This window comes from Brevundimonas sp. DS20 (assembly GCF_001310255.1).
In the GTDB taxonomy this organism is placed as follows: Bacteria; Pseudomonadota; Alphaproteobacteria; order Caulobacterales; family Caulobacteraceae; genus Brevundimonas; species Brevundimonas aurantiaca.
In genome coordinates, this window is the sequence record NZ_CP012897.1 from 3,375,509 (window position 1) to 3,399,929 (window position 24,421).

24 protein-coding genes and 1 tRNA gene are annotated in these 24,421 nt (G+C 68.3%); 11 read left to right on the plus strand and 14 right to left on the minus strand.

From position 1 onward, the window contains the following. The first annotated feature begins 57 nt into the window (after positions 1-57). The 5 genes from JL11_RS16595 (at position 58) to JL11_RS16615 (ending at position 8,199) form a co-directional block, all read left to right on the plus strand. Positions 58-1,485 (plus strand): NAD(P)-dependent oxidoreductase, encoded by a 1,428-nt coding sequence (locus JL11_RS16595; protein ID WP_054766636.1) that lies wholly within the window; start codon positions 58-60, stop codon positions 1,483-1,485. Further along, on the plus strand, positions 1,482-5,993 hold the full coding sequence (gene gltB, locus JL11_RS16600; RefSeq protein ID WP_054766637.1) for a glutamate synthase large subunit: 4,512 nt from the start codon (positions 1,482-1,484) through the stop codon (positions 5,991-5,993). The genes JL11_RS16595 and gltB overlap by 4 nt, the downstream gene beginning before the upstream one ends. A 45-nt stretch (positions 5,994-6,038) precedes the next feature. After that, positions 6,039-7,352 carry an ammonium transporter gene (locus tag JL11_RS16605; protein WP_054766638.1) on the plus strand — a complete coding sequence of 438 codons (1,314 nt, stop codon included), beginning with the start codon at positions 6,039-6,041 and terminating at the stop codon, positions 7,350-7,352. A gap of 113 nt (positions 7,353-7,465) precedes the next feature. Then, positions 7,466-7,888 carry an Hsp20 family protein gene (locus JL11_RS16610; RefSeq protein WP_054766639.1) on the plus strand — a complete coding sequence of 141 codons (423 nt, stop codon included), beginning with the start codon at positions 7,466-7,468 and terminating at the stop codon, positions 7,886-7,888. Between the two features lie 62 nt (positions 7,889-7,950). Then, a complete protein-coding gene (locus tag JL11_RS16615; protein ID WP_054766640.1) occupies positions 7,951-8,199 on the plus strand; it encodes a DUF1150 family protein in 249 nt (82 codons plus the stop codon). A 31-nt stretch (positions 8,200-8,230) separates the two neighbouring features. Here JL11_RS16615 and ptsN read toward each other — a convergent pair whose 3' ends face one another. The 8 genes from ptsN to JL11_RS16655 form a co-directional block, all read right to left on the minus strand. After that, positions 8,231-8,698: a PTS IIA-like nitrogen regulatory protein PtsN gene (gene ptsN, locus JL11_RS16620; RefSeq protein ID WP_054766641.1), complete on the minus strand. Its 468-nt coding sequence runs from the start codon at positions 8,696-8,698 to the stop codon at positions 8,231-8,233. An 83-nt stretch (positions 8,699-8,781) separates the two neighbouring features. Next, positions 8,782-9,420 (minus strand): ribosome hibernation-promoting factor, HPF/YfiA family, encoded by a 639-nt coding sequence (gene hpf, locus JL11_RS16625; RefSeq protein WP_054766642.1) that lies wholly within the window; start codon positions 9,418-9,420, stop codon positions 8,782-8,784. 64 nt (positions 9,421-9,484) lie between these two features. Then, positions 9,485-10,987, minus strand: a complete 1,503-nt coding sequence (gene rpoN, locus JL11_RS16630) for an RNA polymerase factor sigma-54 (protein ID WP_054766643.1) — start codon at positions 10,985-10,987, stop codon at positions 9,485-9,487. 154 nt (positions 10,988-11,141) lie between these two features. Beyond that, on the minus strand, positions 11,142-11,936 hold the full coding sequence (gene lptB, locus JL11_RS16635; protein WP_054766644.1) for an LPS export ABC transporter ATP-binding protein: 795 nt from the start codon (positions 11,934-11,936) through the stop codon (positions 11,142-11,144). 35 nt (positions 11,937-11,971) lie between these two features. Further along, on the minus strand, positions 11,972-12,472 hold the full coding sequence (locus JL11_RS16640) for an LptA/OstA family protein (protein ID WP_224764302.1): 501 nt from the start codon (positions 12,470-12,472) through the stop codon (positions 11,972-11,974). Positions 12,473-12,474: 2 nt separating this feature from the next. Next, positions 12,475-13,134 (minus strand): LPS export ABC transporter periplasmic protein LptC, encoded by a 660-nt coding sequence (lptC, locus tag JL11_RS16645; protein WP_054766646.1) that lies wholly within the window; start codon positions 13,132-13,134, stop codon positions 12,475-12,477. 7 nt (positions 13,135-13,141) lie between these two features. Then, positions 13,142-13,756: a ribonuclease D gene (locus JL11_RS16650; RefSeq protein WP_054766647.1), complete on the minus strand. Its 615-nt coding sequence runs from the start codon at positions 13,754-13,756 to the stop codon at positions 13,142-13,144. 113 nt (positions 13,757-13,869) lie between these two features. Then, positions 13,870-13,956 (minus strand) — tRNA-Leu (locus tag JL11_RS16655). A gap of 192 nt (positions 13,957-14,148) precedes the next feature. Here JL11_RS16655 and JL11_RS16660 point away from each other — a divergent pair. Beyond that, complete coding sequence (locus JL11_RS16660) at positions 14,149-15,003, plus strand: WecB/TagA/CpsF family glycosyltransferase (RefSeq protein ID WP_054766648.1); 855 nt, start codon at positions 14,149-14,151, stop codon at positions 15,001-15,003. A 104-nt stretch (positions 15,004-15,107) separates the two neighbouring features. Further along, on the plus strand, positions 15,108-16,484 hold the full coding sequence (locus JL11_RS16665) for an FAD/NAD(P)-binding protein (protein WP_197273325.1): 1,377 nt from the start codon (positions 15,108-15,110) through the stop codon (positions 16,482-16,484). On the opposite strand, the gene JL11_RS16670 is transcribed toward JL11_RS16665, so the two are convergent. The 3 genes from JL11_RS16670 to flgB are packed head-to-tail and all read right to left on the minus strand — an operon-like array spanning position 16,465 to position 17,622. Next, the gene (locus JL11_RS16670) at positions 16,465-16,767 is read right to left on the minus strand and encodes a flagellar hook-basal body complex protein FliE (RefSeq protein ID WP_054766650.1); all 303 of its coding nucleotides are present in this window, start codon (positions 16,765-16,767) and stop codon (positions 16,465-16,467) included. The genes JL11_RS16665 and JL11_RS16670 overlap by 20 nt on opposite strands. An 11-nt stretch (positions 16,768-16,778) precedes the next feature. Then, entirely contained in the window at positions 16,779-17,165 is a 387-nt protein-coding gene (gene flgC, locus JL11_RS16675; protein WP_054766651.1) for a flagellar basal body rod protein FlgC, read from the minus strand. A 49-nt stretch (positions 17,166-17,214) separates the two neighbouring features. Continuing rightward, positions 17,215-17,622, minus strand: coding sequence for a flagellar basal body rod protein FlgB (gene flgB, locus JL11_RS16680; protein ID WP_054766652.1), 408 nt, complete (start codon positions 17,620-17,622; stop codon positions 17,215-17,217). Positions 17,623-17,765: 143 nt separating this feature from the next. Here flgB and JL11_RS16685 point away from each other — a divergent pair, with 143 nt between their 5' ends. The 3 genes from JL11_RS16685 (at position 17,766) to JL11_RS16695 (ending at position 19,275) form a co-directional block, all read left to right on the plus strand. Then, positions 17,766-18,041, plus strand: a complete 276-nt coding sequence (locus JL11_RS16685; protein ID WP_054766653.1) for a flagellar biosynthetic protein FliO — start codon at positions 17,766-17,768, stop codon at positions 18,039-18,041. A 68-nt stretch (positions 18,042-18,109) separates the two neighbouring features. Continuing rightward, a complete protein-coding gene (gene fliP / locus JL11_RS16690) occupies positions 18,110-18,883 on the plus strand; it encodes a flagellar type III secretion system pore protein FliP (protein ID WP_054767047.1) in 774 nt (257 codons plus the stop codon). A 113-nt stretch (positions 18,884-18,996) separates the two neighbouring features. Beyond that, positions 18,997-19,275 carry an HU family DNA-binding protein gene (locus JL11_RS16695; RefSeq protein ID WP_054766654.1) on the plus strand — a complete coding sequence of 93 codons (279 nt, stop codon included), beginning with the start codon at positions 18,997-18,999 and terminating at the stop codon, positions 19,273-19,275. A gap of 36 nt (positions 19,276-19,311) precedes the next feature. Here JL11_RS16695 and JL11_RS16700 read toward each other — a convergent pair whose 3' ends face one another. Continuing rightward, a complete protein-coding gene (locus JL11_RS16700; RefSeq protein ID WP_054766655.1) occupies positions 19,312-22,164 on the minus strand; it encodes a tetratricopeptide repeat protein in 2,853 nt (950 codons plus the stop codon). 120 nt (positions 22,165-22,284) lie between these two features. On the opposite strand from JL11_RS16700, the gene JL11_RS16705 reads away from it, so the two are divergent. After that, positions 22,285-22,671: a DUF983 domain-containing protein gene (locus JL11_RS16705; RefSeq protein ID WP_054766656.1), complete on the plus strand. Its 387-nt coding sequence runs from the start codon at positions 22,285-22,287 to the stop codon at positions 22,669-22,671. 25 nt (positions 22,672-22,696) lie between these two features. On the opposite strand, the gene JL11_RS16710 is transcribed toward JL11_RS16705, so the two are convergent. Continuing rightward, entirely contained in the window at positions 22,697-23,056 is a 360-nt protein-coding gene (locus JL11_RS16710) for a hypothetical protein (RefSeq protein WP_054766657.1), read from the minus strand. Then, on the minus strand, positions 23,053-24,351 hold the full coding sequence (hmgA, locus tag JL11_RS16715) for a homogentisate 1,2-dioxygenase (RefSeq protein ID WP_197273326.1): 1,299 nt from the start codon (positions 24,349-24,351) through the stop codon (positions 23,053-23,055). Before hmgA ends, JL11_RS16710 begins: the two co-directional genes overlap by 4 nt. Between the last annotated feature and the right edge of the window lie 70 nt (positions 24,352-24,421).

Below are 24,421 nucleotides of genomic sequence, written 5' to 3' on the forward strand. Positions count from 1 at the left end.
AGCCCGTAGCGGCAATAATATTTGCCTCACACCGCCGCTTTGCTGCATATGCGAGGGATGCATAAGACCCTGAAGCAAGGCGGGACTTTCGTGGTCGAACCCCGCCGCCTGTCCAAGGCCTCCGCCGAACTGCGCACACGCGGTTTCGGTGAGATCACGATTCCGCCCTCGACCGAGACGGCGGAGAAACAGGCGTCGCGCTGCACCGACTGCGGCGTGCCGTTCTGCCAAAACGCCTGCCCGCTTCAGAACAACATCCCCGACTGGCTGCGCCTGTCGGCCGAGAACGAGCCGCGCGAAGCCTGGCGCGTGGCGTCTCTGACCTCGACCATGCCCGAAATCTGCGGCCGCATCTGCCCGCAGGACCGGTTGTGCGAAGGCGGCTGCACCCTGAACCAGTCCGGCTGGGACGCCGTGACCATCGGCTCGGTCGAGGCCTGGCTGGGGGATCAGGCCTTCGCCAACGGCTGGGTCGAACCGATCCGGCCTGCGGCCGAGCGCGGCGAGAGCGTCGGCATCGTCGGGGCGGGACCGGCCGGTCTGGCCGCCGCCGACCGGCTGCGCAGCGAAGGCTATCAGGTCACCGTCTATGACCGTCATGACCGGGCCGGCGGCCTGCTGATCTACGGCATTCCCGGCTTCAAGCTGGAGAAACACGTGGTCCAGCGGCGCGTGGACCGTCTGATCGACGGCGGCGTTCAGTTCGTCCTGGGCTGCGAGGTCGGCAAGGACGTGACCCTGACCGAGTTGCGCGACCGCCATGACGTGGTCCTCCTGGCCATGGGCGTCTACCAGCCCCGCGTCCTGTCCGCGCCGGGGCGGGGCCCGGACTCCACCGTGGCGGCCCTCTCCTATCTGACGCACCAGAACCGGCGCGACCTGGGCGACGCCGAACAGGACGGCTGGCACGAGGCGCGCGGCAAGCGGGTGGTCGTGATCGGCGGCGGCGACACGGCGATGGACTGCGTCCGCACCGCCGTCCGCCAGGGCGCGGCCAGCGTGACCTGCCTGTATCGCCGAGACCGCGAGAACATGCCCGGCTCGGCCCGCGAGGTGGTCAACGCCGAGGAGGAAGGCGTCGTCTTCGAATGGCTGGGCGCGCCCAAGGCCCTGCTGTCCCAGGGCGATCGCGTCACGGGCGTCCGCGCCGCGCGGATGCAACTGACCGAGGCGGCCCCCGGCGAGCGGCGCGACATCGTGCCCGTGCCCGGCGCCGACTTCGATATTCCGGCCGACATCGTCATCGAGGCCCTGGGCTTTTCGCCCGAGCCCTTCGCCGCGCATGAGCCGAACCTGACACTCCGCGACGACGGCACCATCAAGGTCGGCGCCGTCAGCTTCGCCACCAGCCTGCCCGGCGTCTTCGCCGCCGGCGACGCGGTGCGCGGGGCCTCGCTGGTCGTCTGGGCTGTGCGGGAAGGCCAGGACGCCGCCGCCGAGATCGATCGTTACCTGAAGACCCGCACCGAGGAGGTCGCGGCATGACCGATTGGCTGAACAAGTACGAACAGACCCGCGACCGGCTGGAAGCCGAAAACGCCTATGACCGCAGCGCCGAGCGCGACGCCTGCGGCGTGGGCCTGGTCTGCTCCATCGACGGCACGCCGCGCCGCGACGTGGTCGAATATGCGATCCGCAGCCTGAAGGCCGTGGCCCACCGCGGCGCCGTCGATCCCGACGGCCTGTCTGGCGACGGCGCCGGCGTCATGTGCGAACTGCCACAAGGCTTCTTCGCCGACCAGGTGGCCTCGATCGGTCAGTCCGTGCGGCCCGGTCCGATCTGCGTGGGCCAGGTCTTCCTGCCGCGCACGGACCTGGGGGCCCAGGACCGCGCCCGCGCCATCGTCGAGACCGAGGCCCTGCGCGCCGGCTTCTGGATCTACGGCTGGCGCCAGACGCCCATCGACCTGTCGGTGGTCGGGACCAAGGCCGGGGCCACCCGGCCCGAGATCGAACAGATCATGCTGGCCCCGCCGCTGGACGACGCCGGACAGCCGCTGGACGGCGAGGCGCTGGAACGCGAACTGTATCTGTGCCGCCGCCGCATCGAAAAGACGGTCAAGACCGAGAACCTGGCCGGCGTCTATATCTGCACCCTGTCCGCGCGCTCCATCGCCTACAAGGGGATGGTGCGGGCCGAACTGCTGGGCGACCTGTATCCCGATCTGGAAGACCCGCGCTTCGTTTCGGCCTACGCCGTCTTCCACCAGCGCTATTCGACCAACACCTTCCCGGAATGGAAGCTGGCCCAGCCCTTCCGCATGCTGGCCCACAACGGCGAGATCAACACGCTGAAGGGCAATCTGAACTGGATGAAGTCGCACGAGATCCGCATGGCCGCCCAGGCCTTCGGGGATCGCGACCGCGAGGTGAAGCCGGTGGTCCAGCCGGGCGGGTCGGACTCGGCCGCCCTGGACAATGTGATGGAGGTGCTGGTCCACGCCGGTCGCCCCGCACCGATGGCCAAGGCCCTGCTGATCCCCGAGGCCTGGGCCAAGGACGACGTCGTCATGCCGCCCGAACACCGGGCCTTCTACGCCTATTGCAACGCCGTGATGGAGCCGTGGGACGGTCCGGCCGCCATCTGCGCCGCCGACGGCCGCTGGGTGGTGGCGGGCAAGGACCGCAATGGCCTGCGCCCCCTGCGGGCGGTCGAAACCGTGGACGGCCTCTTGATGGCCGGCTCCGAAGCGGGCCTGGTTCCTATCCCCGAAAGCCGGGTGAAGCGTCGCCTGCACATCGGCCCCGGCAAGCTGATCGCCGTCGATATGAAGCACGGCCGTCTCTACGACGAGCATGAGGCCATCGACGCCCTGGCCGCAGCCCACCCCTATACGGAGTGGCTGGACAATATGGTGGATCTGGAGCCGATCATCGGCCCCGGACCGGAACCGCGTTCGGCCTCCGGCGAGGACCTGACCCGCCGCCAGATCGCCGCCGGCTACAGCCGCGAGGATCTGGACCTGCTGCTGGACGCCCTGGTCCGCGACGGCAAGGAGGCGGTCGGCTCCATGGGCGACGACGCCCCGCCGGCGGTGCTGTCGGCCCTGCCGCGCCCGCTGAGCCACTATTTCCGCCAGAACTTCAGTCAGGTCACCAACCCGCCCATCGACCCCCTGCGCGAAGCCGGGGCCATGAGCCTGAAGACCCGGTTCAAGAACCTGGGCAACATCCTGGCTCAAGAAGAGGCGCAGACGGACGTCTTCGTCCTGGACAGCCCGGTTCTGACCAACGGCATGTACGAGCGGATGGTCGCGACTGTCGGCGCGGGTTCAACCGTGGTCATCGACTGCAGCTATGACGTCCCCGCCGATGACGCGCGGCCCGGCGCGGGCCTACGCGCGGCCCTGGACCGGATCATGGACGAGGCCGAGGCCGCCGCTCGCGACGGCGCGGCCCTGATCGTGCTGACCGACCAACAAAGCTCGGCGACGCGGCTGGCCGCCCCGATGATCCTGGCCACCGCCGGGGTTCACGGGCGGCTGACTGCGGCGGGCCTGCGGACCTATTGCTCGATCGTGGTCCGCACCGCCGAGACCCTGGACCCGCATGGATTCGCGGTTCTGGTCGGGGTGGGCGCCACCACCGTCAACGCCTGGCTGGCCCAGGACCTGTTCCAGGAGCGTCTGGACCGGGGCCTGTACCCCGGCCTGACCCTGCGCGACGCCTGCCTGAACTACAAGTCGGGCATCGAGGCGGGCCTGTTGAAGACCCTGGCCCGCAAGGGGATCAGCGTCATCTCCGCCTATCGCGGCGGCTGCGAGTTCGAGGTGCTGGGCCTGTCGCGGGCCCTGACGGCCGAGTTCTTCCCCGGCGCGCCTTCGCGCATCTCCGGCATCGGTCTGGCGGGGCTGGAGCAGGCGGCGCTGAAGCGGCACAAGGTCGCCTGGGGCGAGGCCCAGCCCTCCCCCGCCATCGGCGGCTTCTTCAAGATTCGTGCGGGCGGCGAGGCCCACGCCCACGAGGCCAAGACCATCCATCTGCTGCAGGACGCCTGCAACCGGGGCGACTACCGCCGGTTCAAGCAGTTCTCGGAAGCCGTCCGAAACCAGCCGGACCTGTCGCTGCGCGACCTGCTGGACTTCCGCGAAGGGACGCCGATTCCCATCGATCAGGTCGAGAGCGTGTCGGACATCCGCCGCCGCTTCCTGACCCAGGCCATGTCACTGGGCGCCCTGGGTCCCGAGGCGCACGAGACGCTGAACATCGCCATGAACCGCATCGGCGCCCGCTCCGTCTCGGGCGAGGGCGGCGAGGATCCCGAACGCTATCATCCGCGCCCCAACGGCGACGACGCCAACTCGGCGGTGAAACAGGTGGCCTCGGGCCGGTTCGGCGTCACGGCCGAATATCTGAACCAGTGCCGCGAGATCGAGATCAAGGTGGCCCAGGGCGCCAAGCCCGGCGAGGGCGGTCAGCTGCCCGGCTTCAAGGTGACCGAATTCATCGCCCGCATGCGCCACGCCGTGCCCGGCACCACCCTGATCAGCCCGCCGCCGCACCACGACATCTATTCGATAGAGGATCTGGCTCAGCTCATCTACGACCTGAAGGCCATCAACCCCGACGCCAAGGTGACGGTGAAACTGGTGTCCGCCTCGGGCATCGGGGCCATCGCCTCGGGGGTGGCCAAGGCCAATGCCGACGCCATCCTGATCGCCGGCCACAACGGCGGCACCGGCGCCTCGCCCCAGACCTCGATCAAACACGCCGGCCTGCCGTGGGAGATCGGCCTGGCCGAGGCCCACCAGGTGCTGACGCTGAACAATCTGCGCGGCTCGGTGACCCTGCGCACCGACGGCGGGGTGCGCACCGGCCGCGACGTCGTCATCGCCGCCATGCTGGGCGCCGAGGAATACGGCGTCGGCACCGCCGCCCTGATCGCCATGGGCTGTCTGATGGTGCGCCAGTGCCATTCCAACACGTGCCCTGTCGGCGTCTGCTCTCAGGACGAGCGGTTGCGCGAAAAGTTCACCGGCACGCCGGACAAGGTGGTCAACCTGTTCACCTTCATCGCCGAGGAGACGCGCGAAATCCTGGCCTCGATCGGCGCCCGGACGATGGACGAAATCATCGGCCGCACCGACCTGCTGCGTCAGGTCCGGCGCGGCGGGTCACACTTGGACGACCTCGATCTGAACCCCCTGCTGGTCCAGGTCGACGAGGGCGCCGCCGGCAAGTGGGCCGACAAGGGGCGCAAGCCCATCGCCGACAGTCTGGACGCGCGGGTGCTGAAGGATGCGGTGCGGTTCCTGGATCGGGGCCAGACGCTGGAACTGTCCTATCCGCTGAACAACACCCAGCGGACGGTCGGCGCCGCCGTCTCCTCGGCCATCGTGCGGCGTTTCGGGTCCCAGGGTCCGGCCGGACGGCTGAAGCTGCGTCTGGAAGGCATCGCCGGCCAGAGCTTCGGCGCCTTCGCCGCCAAGGGTCTGGAACTGCACCTGACGGGCGAGGCCAACGACTATGTCGGCAAGGGCCTGTCGGGCGCCGAGATTTCGATCCGCACGCCCGAATGGCGCGAGGATCAGCTGATCTGCGGCAACACCACCCTGTACGGCGCCACCTCGGGCCAGCTGTTCGTCGCCGGCGCGGCGGGCGAGCGGTTCGCGGTGCGCAACTCGGGCGCGGAAGCCGTGGTCGAGGGCCTGGGCGCCCACGGCTGCGAATATATGACCGGCGGCCGGGTGGTCGTCCTGGGCTCGGTCGGCTGGAACCTGGCGGCGGGCATGAGCGGCGGCGAGCTGTTCGTGCTGGACCAGCCGGGCCACGCCGAGCGCGCCCTGAACGGCGATCTGGCGGGCGTGACCGACATCGACGCGGCCGCGGCCGAACGACTGCGCGAACTGGTCGAGGCGCACCTGGCCGCGACGGCCTCGCCCTTGGCGCGGCGCCTGTTGAGCGACTGGGACAACACGCTTGACCGTTTCGTTCGCATCGTACCGCTCACGGACATTGTCAGGGCGGAGGAACGGCTTAAGACTTCGGCCTGAAGCCTGGTTGCGCCGTTCCTTCCTCTCCTCCCCGAGACGCCTGAAATGACCCGAACCGCCGCCCTTTCCGCCTTCACCGCCATCGGGGCGGCGTCGCTCGCCTCACCGGCCCTGGCGGCGCCTGCCCTGCTGGCCCACCAGGCGCCGCTGGTCATCGACAATGCGGCGACGGCCTGGATTCTGACATCCACCGCCCTGGTTCTGCTGATGACCCTGCCGGGCCTGGCCCTGTTCTACGGCGGCATGGTCAGGAAGAAGAACATCATCAGCGTCATCGCCCAGTCGGCGGCGGCCTTCGCCCTCGTCTCGGTGCTGTGGTTCCTGGTCGGCTATTCCCTGTCGTTCGGCGCCGGCCCCGATGCGGTCAACGGCCTGATCGGCGGGGTCCAGGCGGCCTTCCTGAACGGGGTGACGATGCAGACCGCGCACAGCCTGCTGCCGGGCCTGCCCGAACTGTTGTTCGTCAGCTTCCAGATGACCTTCGCCATCATAACCCCGGCCCTGATCGCCGGCGCCTTCGCCGAACGGATGAAGTTTTCGGCCAGCCTGCTGTTCTTCGCCCTGTGGCACCTGATCGTCTATGCGCCGATCTGCCATCAGGTCTGGGGCGGCGGCTATCTGGGCGGACTGGGGGTGCTGGACTTCGCGGGCGGGGCGGTGGTCCACGTCAATGCGGGCGTCGCCGGCCTGGTCTGCGCCCTGGTGCTGGGGCCGCGCCACGGCTTCGGCCGCGACAACATGGCCCCGGCCAATCTGGTCTATAGCGCCATCGGCACCGGCCTGCTGCTGGTCGGCTGGATCGGCTTCAACGCCGGGTCGGCCGGGGCGGCCGACGCCCTGGCCGCCACCGCCGCCTTCAACACCATCCTGGCCGCCGCCGCCGCCGCCCTGGGCTGGATGGCGATCGAATGGTTTGACCGCAAGCGCCCGACCCTGCTGGGCCTGCTGTCCGGCATCGTGGGGGGTCTGGTCGCCATCACGCCCGCCGCCGGCTTTGTCGATCCCAAGGGCGCCTTCTTCATCGGCCTGATCGCCGGCCCGGCCTGCTACGCCGGAGCGGTCTGGCTGAAGCACGCCCTGAAATATGACGACAGTCTGGACGCCTTCGGCGTGCACGGGATCGGCGGCATCGTCGGCGCCCTTTTGACCGGCGTCTTCGCCACCACCAGCGTCAACGCCCTGGCGGAGGGGGCGACCGTCTGGAAACAGGCCGTCGGCCTGGCCGGCGCAATCGCCTGGAGCGCGGCGGGCACCTTCCTGGTCTTGATGATCTGCAAGTTCACCACCGGCCTGCGCGTCGCCAGGGACGAAGAGGTCGAGGGGCTGGACTATACCCAGCATGGCGAAGCCATCCACTGAGGTCATGGACAGGGGCGGTTGATCCCGTCCCCGTCCGCCCCCATCTTCATCTGTGATCGAAGGTCTTGCCGTTTGCGGGAGACCGTCGGTCGGTCGCTTTTTCGAGGACCCAGATGACGACGACCCGCACCGTTCTGTTCGACAGCCCCTTTCTGCTGGGCTTTGACCATACACGCGCCCTGATCGACCGCGCAGCCAAGGCCGCCGCCGAGAGCTATCCGCCCTATAATGTCGAGCAGATCGCCGACACGGGCGTTCGGATCAGCCTGGCTGTCGCCGGCTTTTCGCCAGACGAGCTGACGATCACGCTTGAGGGGCGTCAACTGATCATCGCCGGCAAGCGCGACGAGGCCGGCAAGGGCGAACAGGCCTTCCTGCATCGCGGCATCGCCTCTCGCGGCTTCATCAGGAGCTTCGTCCTCGCCGACGGGCTGGAGGTTCAGGGCGCGCGGCTGGAACACGGTCTGCTACACGTCGATCTGATCCGGCCCGAGGCGGAACGCCAGGTGCGGCGCATTCCCATCACGGCGAGCTGAAAAGCGCGGCCGTTCGAACCGCCCGGCGATCCGGGCGTTGTGAAATCAAAGGAGGCGGTCCTATGACGCCGATTATGACCAAGGAAGATTTTGCGGGCCTGGGCGCCCCTGACCTCGTCTATGTGCGCGAGGTGAAGGCGTCCGACCTGCTGGAAGAGGCGGTCGAGATGAAGGACGTCGCCTTCGACCCGAACCAGTCGCTCTACGCCGTCCACAGCGCCGACGGCGAACGCCTGGCAGTGATGCTGGACCGCGACACCGCCTTTGCGGCCGCCGTGGCCCACGAGCTGGAGCCCGTCTCGGTTCACTGAGCGGAAAGGGAAGACGCCGCCGCGCCTGCTGTCAGGCGGCGGTCGCGGGAGCGTCGTCCTTGACGAAGAGGGCGCGGATCGCGTCGGCGGTGTGCGCCTGACGCAACTGCTCCCTCAGCTCGGCTGAACGCAGGGCGCGAGACGCCGCGGCCAGCGCGCGCAGATGCTCGGCCCCATCCTTGGGCGGGGCGAACAGGGCGAACAGAAGATCCACCGGGCGATCGTCGACGGCGTCATAGGCGACCGGCGAATCCAGGCGCACGAAGACGGCCGTGACCCGGTCGATCTCCTTCAGCCGGGCGTGCGGCACGGCGACGCCCGACCCAAGGCCGGTCGAGCCCAGGGCTTCACGCTCCAGCAGGGCTTCGAACACGCGGGTCTGATCCACGCCCATCGCCTGGGCCGCCGCCTCAGCGACCGCGTGCAGCGCTTGCCGCTTGGAAGAAGCGCCGCCGCGCAGCACTACGCCGTTGGGCGCCAGGAGGTCTGCGATATGCATTGTAGCCGACTCCAGACAGGCGAATGGCTGTCGCGGGCGCCCCTTTAGAGGCTCCCGCGACAAAGTCAAACGCGGCTGTTCACCTAGTGGCCGTTGGTCTTGCCGGTACGCTCGGGGTCGATCCAGCCGACATTGCCGTCAGGACGGCGATAGACGACCGACAGACCGCCGTGGGCGGCGTTGCGGAACAGGACGACCGGATAGCCCGTCATGTCCAGCTCGAGCACGGCCCGCCCCACGGTGATGGTGCGGATCTCATGCTCGGTTTCGGCGATGACCATGCCGACCGGGGGCGGACCGTCGCTGTCGCCGGCGTCGCCGAAGACGTCGTCCTCCACGCTGTCGGGATCCCGCAGCACGATGCTGCGGGCGACTTCGCGCGCGGCGTCTTCGGTCTTTTCAGGCGACAGACCCTTGGGTCCGATATGGTGGTCCTTGAGCCGGCGCTTGTAGCGGCGGACGCGCTTTTCGAGACGGTCCAGCGCCTCGGTGAAGGCGGAGTGGGCGTCGCCGCCCATACCCGTCGTCACCAGAGTCTGGCCCGACGCGAGGCGGACCCAACAGTCCACCTTGAAGCCGTGGCCGTCCTTGGACACCACGACCTCGGCGTCGTCACCGCCGCGGGCGAAGTATTTTCCGACCCCTTCTTCGAGTTCCTGGGAGATGCGCGAGCCTAACGCTTCGCCGACATCCACTTGCTTGCCGCTGACTTGGACTTGCATGCGGATAGAACGCTCCCGCTCGCTTTTGGTGTCAATCGGGATCACCGATTTGTGGTCACGCTTGTCAGGCGCCCCTAACCATTCTGCGACGTTCGACGGACGACGGAATTCTCAAGGCTTCCCGATACTTGGCGACTGTGCGGCGGGCGATGTCGATGCCGGTTTCCTTAAGGATTTCGACGATTCTGTCATCGGACAAAATGTCCCCCCCCAGGCTCTCGCCGTCGATCATGGTTTTTATCTTATGACGGACGGCTTCGGCCGAATGGCTGGCGGCGCCGTCGGTCGATTGGATGGCGGCGGTGAAGAAGAATTTCAGTTCGAACACCCCGCGCGGGGTCGAGACATATTTGTTCGAGGTGACGCGGCTGACCGTCGATTCATGCATGCCGATGGCGTCGGCCACGGTCTTCAGATTCAACGGACGCAGGAACTCGACCCCGAAGGCCAGGAAGGCGTCCTGCTGACGCACGATTTCAGAGGCCACCTTCAGGATGGTCTTGGCCCTCTGGTCCAGCGACTTGACCAGCCAGCTGGCCTGGGCCGCGCATTCGGCGACGAAGGTCTTTTCCGTTTCCGACCGCGCGCCGGCCTGGACCAGTCCATGGTAGCGTTTGTCGATCAGCAGGCGCGGCAGGGTGTCGGCGTTCAGTTCGACCCGCCAGCCGCCGGCGGGATCAGGCCGCACATGGACGTCAGGAACCACCGTCTGGGCGGGTTCGCCGCCGAAGCCGGCGCCGGGCCGCGGGGTCAGCCCCTTAAGCTCGGCGATCATCTCGTTCAGATCCTCGGCATCGACGCCGCAGACCTTCTTCAGCCCCGCCATATCCCGACGCGCCAAAAGGTCCAGATTGTCCAGCAGGGCCGCCATGGCCGGATCGAAGCGATTGCGCTCGATCAGCTGCAGCTTCAGGCATTCGGGCACGGAACGGGCCATGACGCCGGTCGGTTCGAACCCGTGGCAGACGGCCAGGACGGCCTCGATCCGCGCCAGATCGACCCCCAGCCGATCGGCGAACTCCGCCAGTTCGCCGCGCAGATAGCCTCCTTCATCCGTCGCATCAATCAGGGTCAGGGCGATGCCGTGGTCGGCCGGCGACAGGCCCGCCGAAGAGGCCTGGGCCTGGAGATGCTCCCACAGGGTGGGTTCATGGGCGTCGGGGCGCTCGCCGTCGCCTTCGAACACGACGCCGCCCTTGCCGGCGCTGGACCAGTCCGACAGACCGGGCTGAGCCTCGTCGGTCAGGCGGTCGCTGGTGCGTTCTCCAGGCGCGGCGTCGCCGTAGACGTCGTCGGAACCGGCGTCCATCGCCGCGACCGAATCCTGGCCCACCCCTTCGCCGAAAGACATTTCCTGATCGGCGACGGGATCGGCCGCCCTTTCGGGCGCGTCAGCCTCTCCGCCCTCGGGCTCGTCGCGTTGCAGCAGCGGATTACGCTCCAGCTCGGCCTCGACGAACTCCTCCAGCTCGAGATTGGACAGTTGCAGCAGCTTGATCGCCTGCTGCAGCTGGGGCGTGATGACGAGCCCCTGCCCCTGTCTGATCTCTAGACGCTGCCCGATCACTTACGGTTTTCCTGCGGGCGCCAAAACTGGCCCGGAACTTGCTGTCGAGAGTGCCGCCCATTGGTTAACACCCGACAAACGGGGGGTACGGGCCCGTCCCGACCCGCACGTCTGAGCCTTGGCGACCGGCGGGCAGAGCGCCGCCGCCCTTCGATCAGATGTAGTTTTCGCCCAGATAGACCCGCCGCACCTCGGGGTCGTTGACCGCCTCGTCCGCCGTGCCTTCGAACAGGACCGCGCCGCCCGAGATGATCGAAACCCGATCAGTGATGTCCAGGGTCTCGCGCACATTGTGGTCGGTGATCAGGACGCCGATCCCCTGCCCCGCCAGATAGCGGATCACCGAACGGATGTCGGCGATGGCCAGGGGGTCGATGCCGGCGAAGGGCTCGTCCAGCAGGATGAAGGAGGGGCGTCCCGCAAGCGCCCGGGCGATCTCGACCCGACGCCGCTCGCCGCCCGACAGGGCGGTGGCCGGGGCGTGACGCAGATGGTCGATGTGCAGTTCCGCCAGCAGCCGCTCCGTCTCCGCCTCGACCCGGTCGCGCGGATAGTTCAATTCGGCCACGGCCTTGATGTTCTGCTCCACCGTCATGCCGCGGAAGATGGAGGCTTCCTGGGCCAGATAGCCCAGGCCCATCCGGCTGCGCTGATACATGGGCTGGCCGGTGATGTCCTCGCCGTCCAGCCAGATCGAGCCGGAGTCGGGCGGGATCAGGCCGGTGATCATATAGAAGCAGGTCGTCTTGCCGGCGCCGTTGGGGCCGAGCAGGCCCGCGACCTCGCCGCGCTGGACGGTCAGGGAGACGTCGCGCACCACCTGCCGGGCGCCGAACGCGCGGGCGATGTTGCGCACCCGCAGGCCCTTTTCCGCGCGCGCGACCTCAGGCGTCGGCTCGGGCGCCGGCCGATCGTCCAGATTCAGGGCTGAGAGTTCTTTACGCGCCAAAGGTCGAGATCCGTGCGGCCTTCCCGGACGGGCGCCTAGTTGGTTCCGTTGGGATAGAAGACGCCCTGGACCCGATTGCCGGCGGCGCCGCGCGGCGCGCCTTCCATACGAGCGGTCTGCGTATTGACGTTATAGACCAGACGCGATCCGGACAGGACATTCTGGCCCTGGGTCAGGATGACATTTCCCGTCACCACGATCTCGCCAGAGCCCAGATTATAGACCGCCCGATCGCCGCGCATGGTCTGCTCCGGCGTCACGAAATAGACCGATCCGGCCGCCTCGGCCCGCTCCAGATCGCCGCCCGATCCAGAGACCAGGGTCAGTTGGTCGGCGCGAAACCGATTGCCGCCTTGCACGGCCTCAGCCCGCCCCCGCAGAATGACCCGGTTCGGCGCATATTCGACCCCGTCCGCCCCATAGGCGACCGGCTGGTTCGAGCCCCGCGTCTGGGCGTCGCCGACGGCCGGCAAGGCCAAGAGGGCCATCGCCCCCGCCGCCGCGACCGCGGCCCGTGTTCCAAAGATCTTCATCATGGTCATTCGCCTGAACCCGAGGGGGTCAGAACCCCCCGCACCTTGTTGTCGCCGGAGCCTTTGAACACCACGCGCTCGCCCTGATCATAGATCGCATAGGACGAAGCGTTGATGGTTCCAATAGGGCCCGCGCCCTGAACGCCTTTTGAACCGGTGATGATTCCGGTCGAGGTGTCGACCACCGCCTCGGGCGTGGTCAGCACAAACCCCGTGCCCCCGTCCGAAATCCGCACATTGGGGCCGATGGTCACGGTCTTGGCCTGTTCGTCATAGGTGCCGCCGTCGGCGGTCATTTCGGTGACCTTGCGTCCGCCCAGGTTCAGCTTCAGCGCCGGGCCGATCAGGCGGAAACGGCCGGTCGCCGCATCGCGCACGGCGCCCTGGGCCCCGACGGTGAAGGCGCGGCCTTGCGCGTCCTGGCCGTGGAACAGGGGCTTGTCCAGGCGGACCTCCTGGCCCTGACTGGCCTTGCGCTCCACGCCGGACATGACGGTTCGGAAGACCGTCCAGGTCAGGACGCCCCCCGCCAGCACCAGGATGATGATCGGCAGGACGCGGCGATACAGTTTGACCCGGCGGGAATGGGCGCGCCAGCGCGCCCCGGCCAGGGCGACCCGCTGTTCGTCCGCCTCGATGCGGGTCTGTTCGCCGGGTTCGGTCAAGACGGCCTCAGCTGTGGGCGAAAATGTCGACCTCGTCCCATCCGGCGAGATCGAGCGCCGAACGGCTCGGCAGGAAGTCGAAGCAGCGGGCGGCCAGTTCGGCCCGCCCCTCGCGCGCCAGCATCTGATCCAGCCGCGCCTTGGCCGCATGCAGATAAAGAACGTCTGAGGCGGCGTAGTCCAGCTGGGCCGGGCTCAGCTCGGCCGCGCCCCAGTCGGACGACTGCTGCGCCTTGGACAGGTCCACTCCCACCAGCTCGCGCACCACGTCCTTCAGACCGTGGCGGTCCGTATAGGTGCGGGCCAGTTTGGAGGCGATCTTGGTGCAATAGACCGGCCGGGTCTCCACCCCCAGGTGCAGCTGGAACATGCCGATGTCGAAGCGGCCGAAGTGGAAGATCTTGGTCACGGCCGGGTCGGTCAGCAGCCGCTTCAGATTCGGACAGTCGTAGGCGGGACGGTTCAGCCGCACCACATGGGCGTTTCCGTCGCCGGACGACAGCTGGACCACGCACAGGGGGTCGCGACGGAAACGCAGGCCCATGGTCTCGGAATCGATGGCGACTTCCGCCCCCAGGTCCAGGTCGTCGGGCAGGTCGCCCTCATGCAGAAAAACAGTCATGGGCAGGTTCTTACACGGCGAAGGCGCGCGGCGAAACGGCCTCGCGACAGGCATGATGAGGGGCCGGAAACGACGACGGCGCCGTGTCCGAAAACACGGCGCCGTCTGAAAGATGGTGCCCAGAAGAGGACTCGAACCTCCACGGCCGTTAAGCCACTGGCACCTGAAGCCAGCGCGTCTACCAATTCCGCCATCTGGGCCCCGTCGGCAGCGCCTTGCGGCGTTTCCATCGGGAAGGCGCGGACCTCTAAGGGAGGGTCCGGGCGGGGTCAACAGGGATTTTTCATCGGCGGGCGGTTTTATTTTCCAAGCGTCGCCGCAGGGCGGCGTCCAGCCTGTGTTAAGCCTGTTCGCTTACCCCGCCTTGAGGCGAGCCGGCCTAGCATCCGCCCATGGCCCAGCCGACCCTGACCCAGACCACGCCCGATCGGCGCGCGGCCGTGCGGCGTCCCTACCGCCGTCAGCGACGGCCGGAGGAGCGGGTGCGCCTCTTGGGCGAGGCGGTCGATCTGGTCCGGCCCGAAGAGGTGCTGCACCATGTTCAGGCGGCGGTGGCAGAGGGCCGCAAGACCCTGATCGCCAACCACAATCTGCACAGCCTGCATCTGATCCAGACCCAGGCGGAGATGCGGGCCTTCTATGACCGCGCCGACCTGGTCCAGGTCGATTCGACGCCTCTGATCTGGTTCCTGCGCGCCCTCGGCCTGCCCGGTCGCGGCTTTCACCGATCCACCTATCTGGACTGGCGGGACCATTTCTGGAGCGTCGCCGACCGCCGGGGCTGGCGCGTCATGTCGATCGGCGGGGCGCCCGCCGTCGGCCCGGAGGCGGCCCGGCGCCTGGCCGAACGCTATCCTGGCGCGGAGATTCGCACCCGCCACGGCTTCTTCGACGCCCGCCCCGGATCTGCCGACAACGCCGACATCCTGGCGGACATCCGCGCCTTCTCGCCCCACATCCTGTTCGTCGGCATGGGCATGCCTCGCCAGGAGTCGTGGATCGCGACCGTGTTCGACGATCTGCCCGCCTGCGTCGTCTTTTCGGTCGGGGCGGCTTTCGACTATGAGGCCGGCGTCCAGAAGTCGGCGCCGCGCTGGATGGGCCGGGTCGGGCTGGAATGGGCCTATCGCCTGCTGCACGATCCCCGGCGCCTGTTTCACCGCTATTGCGTCGAACCGTGGAGCCTGGCGCCTCTGGCCTTGCGTGAACTTACCGCCGCCTTCGCCCGACGACGCCAAGCGGATTGATCTAAATCCTACTTGGCAGATAGATATTTATCGGCATGATCGACTTCCGCCTCCGCCCGTCGTGTATGGGTGAAGGGTCGCCCCACGGCATTACGGGAGCATCGATGTCGCAAGACCATGGACCCAGGGTGGCGATCATCGGCGCCGGCTTCAGCGGCCTGCTGACCGCGATACAGCTTTTGAGGCGGTCGCCCGTCGTGCGGGTGACGCTGATCGAGCGGCGCGACGCCTTCGGTCCCGGCGTCGCCTATGACACCGGCAATCCCGGCCATCTGCTGAACGTCCGCCTGGACAATATGAGCGCCTTTCCCGACCGACCCGACCATCTGGCGAACTGGCTGGCGGAACAGCCGTCCTGGCGCGCCCAGGACGGCTTCATCACACGCGGCGTGTACGGCGACTATCTGCGGCATCTGCTGGCCGAGACGCTCGAGGGGAATGCGGACGAGGCGGGGCGAATGACTCTCGTCCAGGGCGAGGCCCAGGCGATCGACCGCCACGAAGGCGGTTGGCGGATCATGGTTGGTGCGGAAGTCATCGTGGCCGATGCGGTGATCCTGGCCCTGGGCAATCTGGAGCCCGCCTCCCCGCCCGGCGTGGATGCGGCGGTCCGCGCCTCGGCCGCCTATGTCGAAAACCCGTGGCGTATCGACACGGCTGCGGTCGGGGCTGCGCGTAACATCCTTCTGATCGGCTCCGGCCTGACCATGGTGGATGCAGCCCTGACCCTGCGGCGACCGGGACGGCGGTTCACCGCCCTGTCCAGGCACGGCCTCCTGCCCCGCGGCCACGCCACGGTTCCACCGGCGCCCTTCGACGGCGCCTTTTCGGGCGGTCCGTCCGAAGTCCTGTCCCAAGTGCGGCGCGCCGTCCTGACCCACGATTGGCGGGCTGTGTTCGATCGCCTAAGGCACGGCGCCCGCGACCTGTGGCGCGCCTGGACGCCGCAGCAGAAGCGCCGCTTCCTGCGTCATCTTCGCCCCTTGTGGGATGTTCACCGCCACCGGACGGCGCCGGGCGTGACGCGAGAAATCGCCGCCATGCTGGCTGCGGGGGATCTGACGGTGCTGGCGGGCAAGCTGACCGGAGTGGTGCTGGACGACGGTTCGGTCGAGGCCGCCTGGCGGCCGCGCCACCGTCGCCGGCCGATCCGGGACAGGTTTGACCTGGTGATCAACTGCACCGGCCCGCTGGGCGTCATTCAGCACAGCGCCGAGCCGGTGATCCGCAATCTGCTGGCCCAGGGCTACGGTCGGCCCGATCCGATCGGCCTGGGGCTGGAGGTCGATCAGGGCGGGCAGCTGATCGGGGGCGAGGGCGCCCCAACCCCTGACCTTTACGCCATCGGCCCTTTGACCCGCGGCGCCTTTTGGGAAATGACCGCCGTGCCCGATCTGCGAGGGCAGGCGCGGGACTTGGCGGCGGTGGTGGCAGACCGACTGACGAACGCCGACGGCTCGGTCAGATCGGCATGGCCATGATTTCCTTATAGGCCGAGATGACCTGGTCGCGGACGGACATCACCGTCTCCAGCGACGCCTCGGCCGAACTCAGCGCCGTGACCACGTCGATCAGATTGCCCTGGCCCTGGATCGACTTGGTCATCTGGGTCTCGGCCGCCCGCGTCTGGTCGGCCAGGCCGGTCATGGCGGTCTTGACCAGGTCGGCGAAGCCGTTGTCGCCGGCGGCGGGCGGCTGGGCGGCGACGGGCATGGCCCCGCCCTGGACGGCGGCGTAGGCCTTGGCGGCCATCATCGGGTTCATGGCCTAGTCCCTCAGCGTTTGATGATGTCGAGGGTGCGGCTGTCCATCGACCGCGCCGTCTCGATGACGTTCAGATTGGCCTCATAGGCCCGCTGGGCCTCGCGCATGTCCATGGCCTCGACCAGGGTGTCGACATTGGGTCGCATCACATAGCCCTGGGCGTTGGCCGCCGGATGGGAGGGGTCGTAGTCCATCTTGAAATCGCTGTCGTCGGGGCGGACCTCGGCCAAGGCGACGCCGGTCGCGCCGTCCACCTCTCGTGCCTGAAAGACGGGGATCTGCCGACGATAGGGCTCGCCGCCCGGCGTGCGGGCCGTGGACTGGGCGTTGGCGATGTTCTCGGCGATCACCCGCATGCGCGACTGCTGGGCCTTCAGGGCCGAGGCCGCCACGGCCATGGCGCTGTTCGAGGGTGGGACGGGATCAGGCATGGGTCAGGCCTCCGGTTCAGGCCGCGCCGGGCTTGCGCGCGGCCATGCGGATCATCGACATGGATTTCTGGTAAAAGCCGATGGCGGCGTCATAGGCCATGCGGCTCTCGGCCATCTTCAGCATCTGCTCTTCGACCACCACCGAGTTGCCGTCCAGGGTCGTCTCAGAATCCGGGGACTTTGACGAATCGAAACGGGGCGGCGCCACGGCGGGCGCCATATGGGCCCGGTTGGTCCGCACCATCGGCAGTCCCCCGCCCGAGCGCAGGGCCGCGGCGAAGTCGCTGGGCTGTTTCAGGTCGCGGCCGACGAAGCCGGGGGTGTCGGCGTTGGCCACGTTTTCGGCGATGACCTTCTGGCGGGCGTCCAGCCAGCCCAGCCGGCCCTTGATCTGTCCCAGCAGCGGAATGTCGGCGACGCCCATGGCGGTCTCCCGTACGGCGCAAAAATGCGCGATGGGCAGAAAATGCCGCCTGCATGGTTAATAGGGCGTTATCTCAACGGCTCGTTAACCAGGCTGATTAAGACTTGGGGTCACAGCGCCGACTGCGCCGGGGCCCAAAGCGTATGAACTTCCTCGATCTCGCCCGCGCCGTCTTCGGCCTGGCCTTCACCCTGGGCCTGATCGGCCTGGCGGCCTACGCCGCGCGCCGCTACGCCCCCCAGCTGCTGGCCCGGCTGAACGCCGAACGAGACGAACGGCGGATGCAGGTGGTCGAGACCCTGGTGCTGGACCCCGCCCGCCGTCTGGTCCTGGTTCGGATCGACGACGAGGAACGGCTGATCCTGCTGGGCGAAGGCCGCGAACTGATCGAGCCGCGCCAGCCGGGGATTTTCAAGTGAAGGACGCAAAACCGTTTTCCCCCCGCCGGAGCGGGGAGAAGGTCTTCACGGTTCCCGCCGCCTCCGAACTGAAGCGCGCGGCCCTCTTGTCGCTGATCACCACCCTGGTCTGCCTGGCCTGGCCGGTCGCGGCCCTGGCCCAGGAAGCCGCTCAGTCCGGCTCGGCCATCAACATCGACCTGGGCACCGGGGCAGGCCTGACTCAGCGGGTGGTCCAACTGGTCGGACTGATGACCGTGCTGTCCCTGGCGCCGTCGATCGTCATCATGACCACCAGCTTCGTGCGGATCGTCGTGGTCCTGTCCCTGCTGCGCACCGCCCTCGGGATGCAGCAGTCGCCGCCGAACGCCGTTCTGGTGTCCCTGGCCCTGTTCCTGAGCGCCATCGTCATGGCCCCGACCTGGCAGGACGCCTATGATTCGGGCATCCGCCCGCTGCTGGATCAGCAGATGGAACTGCCCCAGGCCTTCGACGCGGCGTCCGAACCTGTGAAAACTTTCATGCTGGCCCAGGTGGACCGTTCGGACCTGGCGCTCTTCACCCGACTGAGCCGCGTCGAGCCCCCGACCAACCTCCAGGAACTGCCCCTTCGGGTCGTCACACCGGCCTTCATGATCAGCGAGCTGAAGAAGGCTTTCGAAATCGGATTTCTTCTTTTCGTTCCGTTCCTTGTCATCGACCTGGTGGTGGCCAGCGTACTGATGTCCATGGGTATGATGATGCTTCCGCCAGTGGTGGTTTCCTTACCTTTCAAACTGATCTTCTTCGTCCTGGTGGACGGCTGGAGACTGGTCGCCGGGAGCCTGGTGGAGAGCTTCCAGCGGGCGTCCGGAACCGGATAATCCCCGCCCCATAAGGCTTTGCGCCGTTTCCCCGCTTGCAAAGCCAAGCGAAATCCGTGTTGATCCCCCGGTCCTCGCCCTGAATCGGGCGACTAACACTGGAAATGTCTCTTATGACCACTCAAGCCGAACTGATCGCCGCCGTCGCCAAGGACGCCGGTGTCTCGCAGGCCGACGCCGGCAAGGTGCTGACCGCCATCGTCGAAAACATCCACGCCAGCCTGAAGGCCGGCGGCGACGTGCGCATCTCGAACCTGGGCGTCTTCGACACCGCCGACCGCGCCGAGCGTGAAGGCCGCAACCCGGCCACGGGCGCGACCATCAAGATCGCCGCCTCCAAGGCCGTGCGCTTCCGCGTCTCCAAGCCGCTGAAGGACGCCGTCAACGGCTAAGACCTTCGGGTCCAGACTGCGGATTTGATCTGCGGATTAACGGGCGGGGGTCGCTGGGCGGCCCCCGCCCGCTTCTTTTCTGAAGTCCTGTTTGGCCGCATTGACCCAGCCGACGAAGGTGTCGGCATTGGCCGACAGGCCGGCGAAATCGGCCGCGCCCGCCACCCCCGACAGGTCGTCGTCCAAGGCCACGCGAATCGCATTGGCCGAACGCGCCCGGGCGATGAAGGGCGAATACTGACCCCGCAGACGATCCAGGGCCGCGCGGTTTCCACTCAGCGAATAGCCGACCCCGGCCCGAACCAGCCAGCTCTCCTCGGCGGGCGTCAGGGGCAAGTCGGTCTGTTTGTGGCGATCGCCCAGACGCGCCTCATACAGGGGGGCGGCGTCCGCCCACTTCTGCTGTTTCCAGAAGACGTCGCCGCGCACTTCGCGCGCGGGCGCCGACTGATCCCGATCCAGAACCTCAAGCGCGTGGTCGTAACGCCCCAGGTCCATCAGGGCCCGCGCTTCCAGGGCGCGGCGTTGGCTGTTGACGGCGGTCGGCAAGAGGGTGGTGCGCGACCCCCAGATCGCCTGAAGCGCCTTCTCCGGCTGACGGTCCATCAGATAGACGGTGGCCAGATCGGTGGCGACCTGCGCCTTGGCCACCCCTTCCAGCCGCTCGTCCACCTGGTGTTTCAGCAGTTCGGCGGCCTGGTCCAGCAGATCGACGTCGATCAGGCGGCGCGACAGGCGGCGCACCATTTCATCGCCGTCGGCGCCGATCGGCGTCAGTTCGCGGAAGTCATAGAAGAGGGCCAGGGCCTGAACGGGTTGCAGGCCGTCGGCGGCGCCTTCCAGGAACAGGGCGCGGAAAGCCTTGGACTGGTCCGCCTGGATCTCGGCGGCGCCCGGCACGTTCGCCATCCGCTTGCCGGCGCTGCGCAGGGCGTCCAGCGCCTCACGATAGCGGCCCTGCTGCAGATAGAGGTCCGCCAGTTTGCGGATCACCGCCAGTTCGGTCGCATCGCCGCGCCAGCGCCACTTCAGCAGCTCCAGCTGCTGGGCCGCCTGGTCGGGCGTCAGGGCGCCCTTGTTCAGCTCCAGGCTGATGGCGCCCAGTTTGGCGGGGGTGGCGATGCCGTCCAGCGGGGCGCGCGCCACCGCCTTGTAGACCGCCAGCGCCCGCGCCTTGTCGCCCGTCAGATCAAACAGACGCGCTTGAACGACCCGCGCCGCCAGCTGGTCGGCCGCCGAGGCGTTCTGGCTGAACACATAGTCCAGCAGCTGGCGCGCGGCGGGCAGATCGCCTGTTTCGATCGCCGCCAGGGCGTGGGCCGCGCCGAAGCGGGCGCGCCATTCCTTGGGGAAGTCGTCGATGACCGAGGCCCCGGCGGCGAAGGCGCGGCGCGCCCCCTCCCAGTCGCCCTGTTCGGCGGCGATATAGCCCTGCCAGACCTTGGCGGCGGGATCGTTGGACAGGGCGGCGCCGGCGAAGTCGACCTGGGCCTCCTCCAACCGGCCGACGCCGACGCGGGCGGCGCCGCGCAGCCCCCGCACCTCCGGCTCGCCCTGCATATTGGGAGCCTGGGCGATCAGGGCGTTCAGCACGCCGATCGCCTCATAGTTCAGGCCCGAACCGACCAGAAACCGCGACAGGGCCAGGCGAGCGCCGATCGGGGCGCGGGGATTGTCCGTCGCGGCCAGGGTCTCCTGGGCCGCAGCGTCCTGAAGTCGGCGATAGCGTTCGGAAAAGCCCTCGGTCGCCGCCCATTCCTCAAGGATCAGGCTGGGATGGGGCGCCCGTTTCGGCGCGTCGGCCTCACGCTCGCCCGCCTCCAGGGTCGCTGACGGCGGCGAAAGGGTCAGGCCGTTCGGGCGGCTGAGGGTGACCAGATCGCCAGCAGCCTCGATCTTCAGATCGTCGGTCGGCGTCTCCACCGCCAGGCCTTGAGCCGTGGGGATCAGGCTGAGGTCGATCGTGCTGCGCGAGCCCGAAAATCCCTTGCCGGGCGCAAGGGCGGTGACGGCGGCGAACCGGTCGCCGACCAGGGGATCAGTCAGCCAGACCGTCTTGGTGGCTCCCGCCATCCGGGCCACCAGGGCGTCGGAACCGTCGTCCGCGCGGTCCACCTCCACGCCCGAGGCGCCGGTGGGCGGCCCGCCGATGGTCACGGTCCAGGTCCCGCCTTGCCCGTCGGCTGCGACCGCCAGCCCCTCCGGCGCCGCGATGCGGACGGCGGTGTAGTCGCCGCCGGCGGCCCAGCGCGCGTCCTTGGCGGGCCCCAACGCCTTGGCGCCGGCCATATCCATCTTGGCGGCGGCGTCGAAGACGATCCAGACCGCCTCGCCCCGGCGGAAGACGGCGGCGCCGACCGGCGCGCCCCACTGGAAGGTCAGAACCGTCTTCTCGTCGCTGGAGACGGCGCGAACCGGCACGACGGCGTTGATCTTGGCCCCGGTCTCTTGCGCCGGCGTCTCCGGCGCCTTGCCCGGCGCATAGAGGTTCAGCCAGACGGCGCCGTCGGCCACGCCGGACCGGGCGTCGGCGCCCTCGGCCAGGGTGATGACCAGGTCGGTCGCCCCGCCGCGCGCCATTCGGGTCTCGACCGCCTTGACCCCCTGCGGCGGATCGACGCGCAAACGCGAAATGTCAGGGGCGGCCGAGACGCCCAGGCGGACGATGACCTTGTCGGCCTCACGCCGCACCTGGCTGCGCACGCCGATGACGCCGGCGAATTCGACGCGGGTGAACTCGCTGGATTGGCCGATGCTGATCGACAGGGGATCGCTGGAGCGGCCGGCCTCCTGGGCCAGGGGCGCAAGCGGCGCAAAGGCGACCGCCCCGGCCGCGGCGGCGGCCACGGTCGTCTTCAGCAGGCGCTTGCTGTGCGGGGTCCCGGACATATCGGCCCAGCCATGCCGCAAAAGCTCTTTAATCGCGGTTAACCGACGTTCACCCGCGATTCCACGAATGGGACGGTTCGCCCACGCGACAGGCCGGGCGATCTGGCGCATCATGGGGCCATGACCGATTATCCCCGCCTCAGCACCCTGAAGACCGGCCTGGGCTGCAAATGCCCGCGCTGCGGCCAGGGTCCCCTGTTCAAAGGGTATCTGACCCTGCGCGAAGCCTGTCCGAACTGTGGGCTCAGCTACGGCTTTGCGGACCCTGCGGACGGCCCGGCCTTCTTCGTCATGTCGGCGGTCGGCCTGGTCGGCATGATCCTGTTGATGGTCATCGACTTCACGATGAAGCCGCCCATCTGGGTCCACGCAGTCGTCACCCTGCCGATCCTGATCGCGCTTTGCCTGGGCTGTCTGAGGCCGTTCAAAGCCTGGCTGGTGGCGGAGCAGTATGTGCACAAGGCCGCCCCGCCGGAATTCTCCAGCAACGGCAAGCACGGGGATTAGGGGCGGGGTGCTCGCCCCCTGCCCCTCAGTCGATGCAGAGGGTCGCGCCCGCCTTGCCGTCCTGGACCGGCGTGTTGCAGCCGAAGCGGTCGCTTGTCGCCTGACAGACGCCGGTTGCGGCGGTTCCGGGCGCGATCCCGCTGTTGCCCTCGATCCGGCAGTCGCCCTGGCACTGGTCGCCGTCGGTGCAACGCTTGCCGGCGTCGGCGTAGTTGATCACGCACTGCCAGGATTGCAGCCGGCCGACCTGTTTCATCGTCCCGCCGCGCGCGGCGCAGGCCGAGGCGTCGGCGCTCTGCATCGGGGCGTCCGAGCCCGCCGTGGTCTGCGGGGTGCAGGCGGCCGCCAGAAGGGCGGCGGCGGCGAGAAGAGGGATACGGATCATTCGACCTGTCCTTTGGCGAAGCCCGACCAGACGTCGTCGTAGTCGAGCTGCATCTGCGGCGATTCCGACGCCCATTTCGTGACCCGGATCGGCGCCCGGGTCTCGAACATGAAGGCCAGGGTGTCAGTAATCTTGTGCGGCTGAAGGTCCGCATTGATCGCGCCTTCGTAGCTGGCCTGATCCGGGCCGTGGCCGCTCATCCGGTTGTGCAGGCTGGCGCCGCCCGGCGCAAATCCGCCCGCCTTGGCGTCATAGGCGCCGGTCACCAGGCCCATGAACTCGCTCATGACGTTGCGGTGGAACCAGGGCGGGCGGAAGGTGTGCTCGGCGACCATCCAGCGCGGCGGGAAGATGACGAAGTCGATATTGGCCGTGCCCGGCGTCTCGGACGGACTGGTCAGGACGGTGAAGATCGACGGATCGGGGTGGTCGTAGCTGACCGTGTTGATGGTGTTGAACCGCGCCGTGTCATAGCGGCAGGGCGCCAGATTGCCGTGCCAGGCTGCGACGTCCAGCGGGCTGTGGTCGAAGGTCGTGGCCCACAGGCGGCCGCCGTATTTCTGGACGCACTGGGTCGGGCGATCCACGTCCTCATAGGCCGCGACCGGGGTTTCGAAGTCGCGCGGATTGGCCAGGCCGTTTGCGCCGATCGGCCCCAGGTCCGGCAGACGGAAGGGACTGCCGTAGTTTTCGCAGACATAGCCCCGAACGGGCCCGTCGATCTCGACACGGAAGCGGACGCCGCGTGGGATCAGGACCACGTGGCCGGGTTGGGCCTCGATCACCCCCATCTCGGTGACGAACCGGTGCGAGCCCTGCTGGGGCACGATCAGCAGTTCGCCGTCGGCGTCGTAGAAGACGCGGTCGGTCATCGACCGGTTGGCGACATAGAGGTGAACGCCCGCCCCGGCTCCGGCGTCGGGATCGCCCGCGCCGCCGTAGGTGACCAGACCCTCGACCCAGTCGGTCGCGGTCTCGGGGATGGGCAGCGGGTCCCAGCGCATGCGGTTGGGATTGGGCGGGGTCTCGTCGAACGGGCCGGAGCGGACGCGCCCCTGATCGAAGGCCACATAGGGGCCGTGCTGGGCCGAGGGGCGCAGACGGTACAGCCAGCTGCGCCGGTTCTCGGCGCGCGGGGCGGTGAAGGCCGTGCCGGACAGCTGTTCAGCGTACAGGCCCATCGGCGTCTTCTGCGGCGAATTCTGGCCCTGCGGCAGGGCGCCGGGCGCGGCCTCGGTCGCGAAATGATTGCCGAAGCCGGTCAGATAGGCGGGCGCGTTGGATCGCGTCGTCATGTGCATGTCTCCCTTGGCGGGAGGTTTAGAAGGTTCGGCCGCAGACGTCATCCACTCGTCTGCGCCGGGA

Bases quoted from the DNA above. Each gene is read 5' to 3' on its own strand.
- JL11_RS16595 (WP_054766636.1), top strand. From the start codon at position 58: ATGCATAAGACCCTGAAGCAAGGCGGGACTTTCGTGGTCGAACCCCGC.
- gltB (WP_054766637.1), top strand. From the start codon at position 1,482: ATGACCGATTGGCTGAACAAGTACGAACAGACCCGCGACCGGCTGGAA.
- JL11_RS16605 (WP_054766638.1), top strand. From the start codon at position 6,039: ATGACCCGAACCGCCGCCCTTTCCGCCTTCACCGCCATCGGGGCGGCG.
- JL11_RS16610 (WP_054766639.1), top strand. From the start codon at position 7,466: ATGACGACGACCCGCACCGTTCTGTTCGACAGCCCCTTTCTGCTGGGC.
- JL11_RS16615 (WP_054766640.1), top strand. From the start codon at position 7,951: ATGACGCCGATTATGACCAAGGAAGATTTTGCGGGCCTGGGCGCCCCT.
- ptsN (WP_054766641.1), bottom strand. From the start codon at position 8,698: ATGCATATCGCAGACCTCCTGGCGCCCAACGGCGTAGTGCTGCGCGGC.
- hpf (WP_054766642.1), bottom strand. From the start codon at position 9,420: ATGCAAGTCCAAGTCAGCGGCAAGCAAGTGGATGTCGGCGAAGCGTTA.
- JL11_RS16640 (WP_224764302.1), bottom strand. From the start codon at position 12,472: ATGATGAAGATCTTTGGAACACGGGCCGCGGTCGCGGCGGCGGGGGCG.
- JL11_RS16650 (WP_054766647.1), bottom strand. From the start codon at position 13,756: ATGACTGTTTTTCTGCATGAGGGCGACCTGCCCGACGACCTGGACCTG.
- JL11_RS16660 (WP_054766648.1), top strand. From the start codon at position 14,149: ATGGCCCAGCCGACCCTGACCCAGACCACGCCCGATCGGCGCGCGGCC.
- JL11_RS16665 (WP_197273325.1), top strand. From the start codon at position 15,108: ATGTCGCAAGACCATGGACCCAGGGTGGCGATCATCGGCGCCGGCTTC.
- JL11_RS16670 (WP_054766650.1), bottom strand. From the start codon at position 16,767: ATGAACCCGATGATGGCCGCCAAGGCCTACGCCGCCGTCCAGGGCGGG.
- flgC (WP_054766651.1), bottom strand. From the start codon at position 17,165: ATGGCCGTGGCGGCCTCGGCCCTGAAGGCCCAGCAGTCGCGCATGCGG.
- flgB (WP_054766652.1), bottom strand. From the start codon at position 17,622: ATGGGCGTCGCCGACATTCCGCTGCTGGGACAGATCAAGGGCCGGCTG.
- JL11_RS16685 (WP_054766653.1), top strand. From the start codon at position 17,766: ATGAACTTCCTCGATCTCGCCCGCGCCGTCTTCGGCCTGGCCTTCACC.
- JL11_RS16695 (WP_054766654.1), top strand. From the start codon at position 18,997: ATGACCACTCAAGCCGAACTGATCGCCGCCGTCGCCAAGGACGCCGGT.
- JL11_RS16700 (WP_054766655.1), bottom strand. From the start codon at position 22,164: ATGTCCGGGACCCCGCACAGCAAGCGCCTGCTGAAGACGACCGTGGCC.
- JL11_RS16705 (WP_054766656.1), top strand. From the start codon at position 22,285: ATGACCGATTATCCCCGCCTCAGCACCCTGAAGACCGGCCTGGGCTGC.
- JL11_RS16710 (WP_054766657.1), bottom strand. From the start codon at position 23,056: ATGATCCGTATCCCTCTTCTCGCCGCCGCCGCCCTTCTGGCGGCCGCC.
- hmgA (WP_197273326.1), bottom strand. From the start codon at position 24,351: ATGACGACGCGATCCAACGCGCCCGCCTATCTGACCGGCTTCGGCAAT.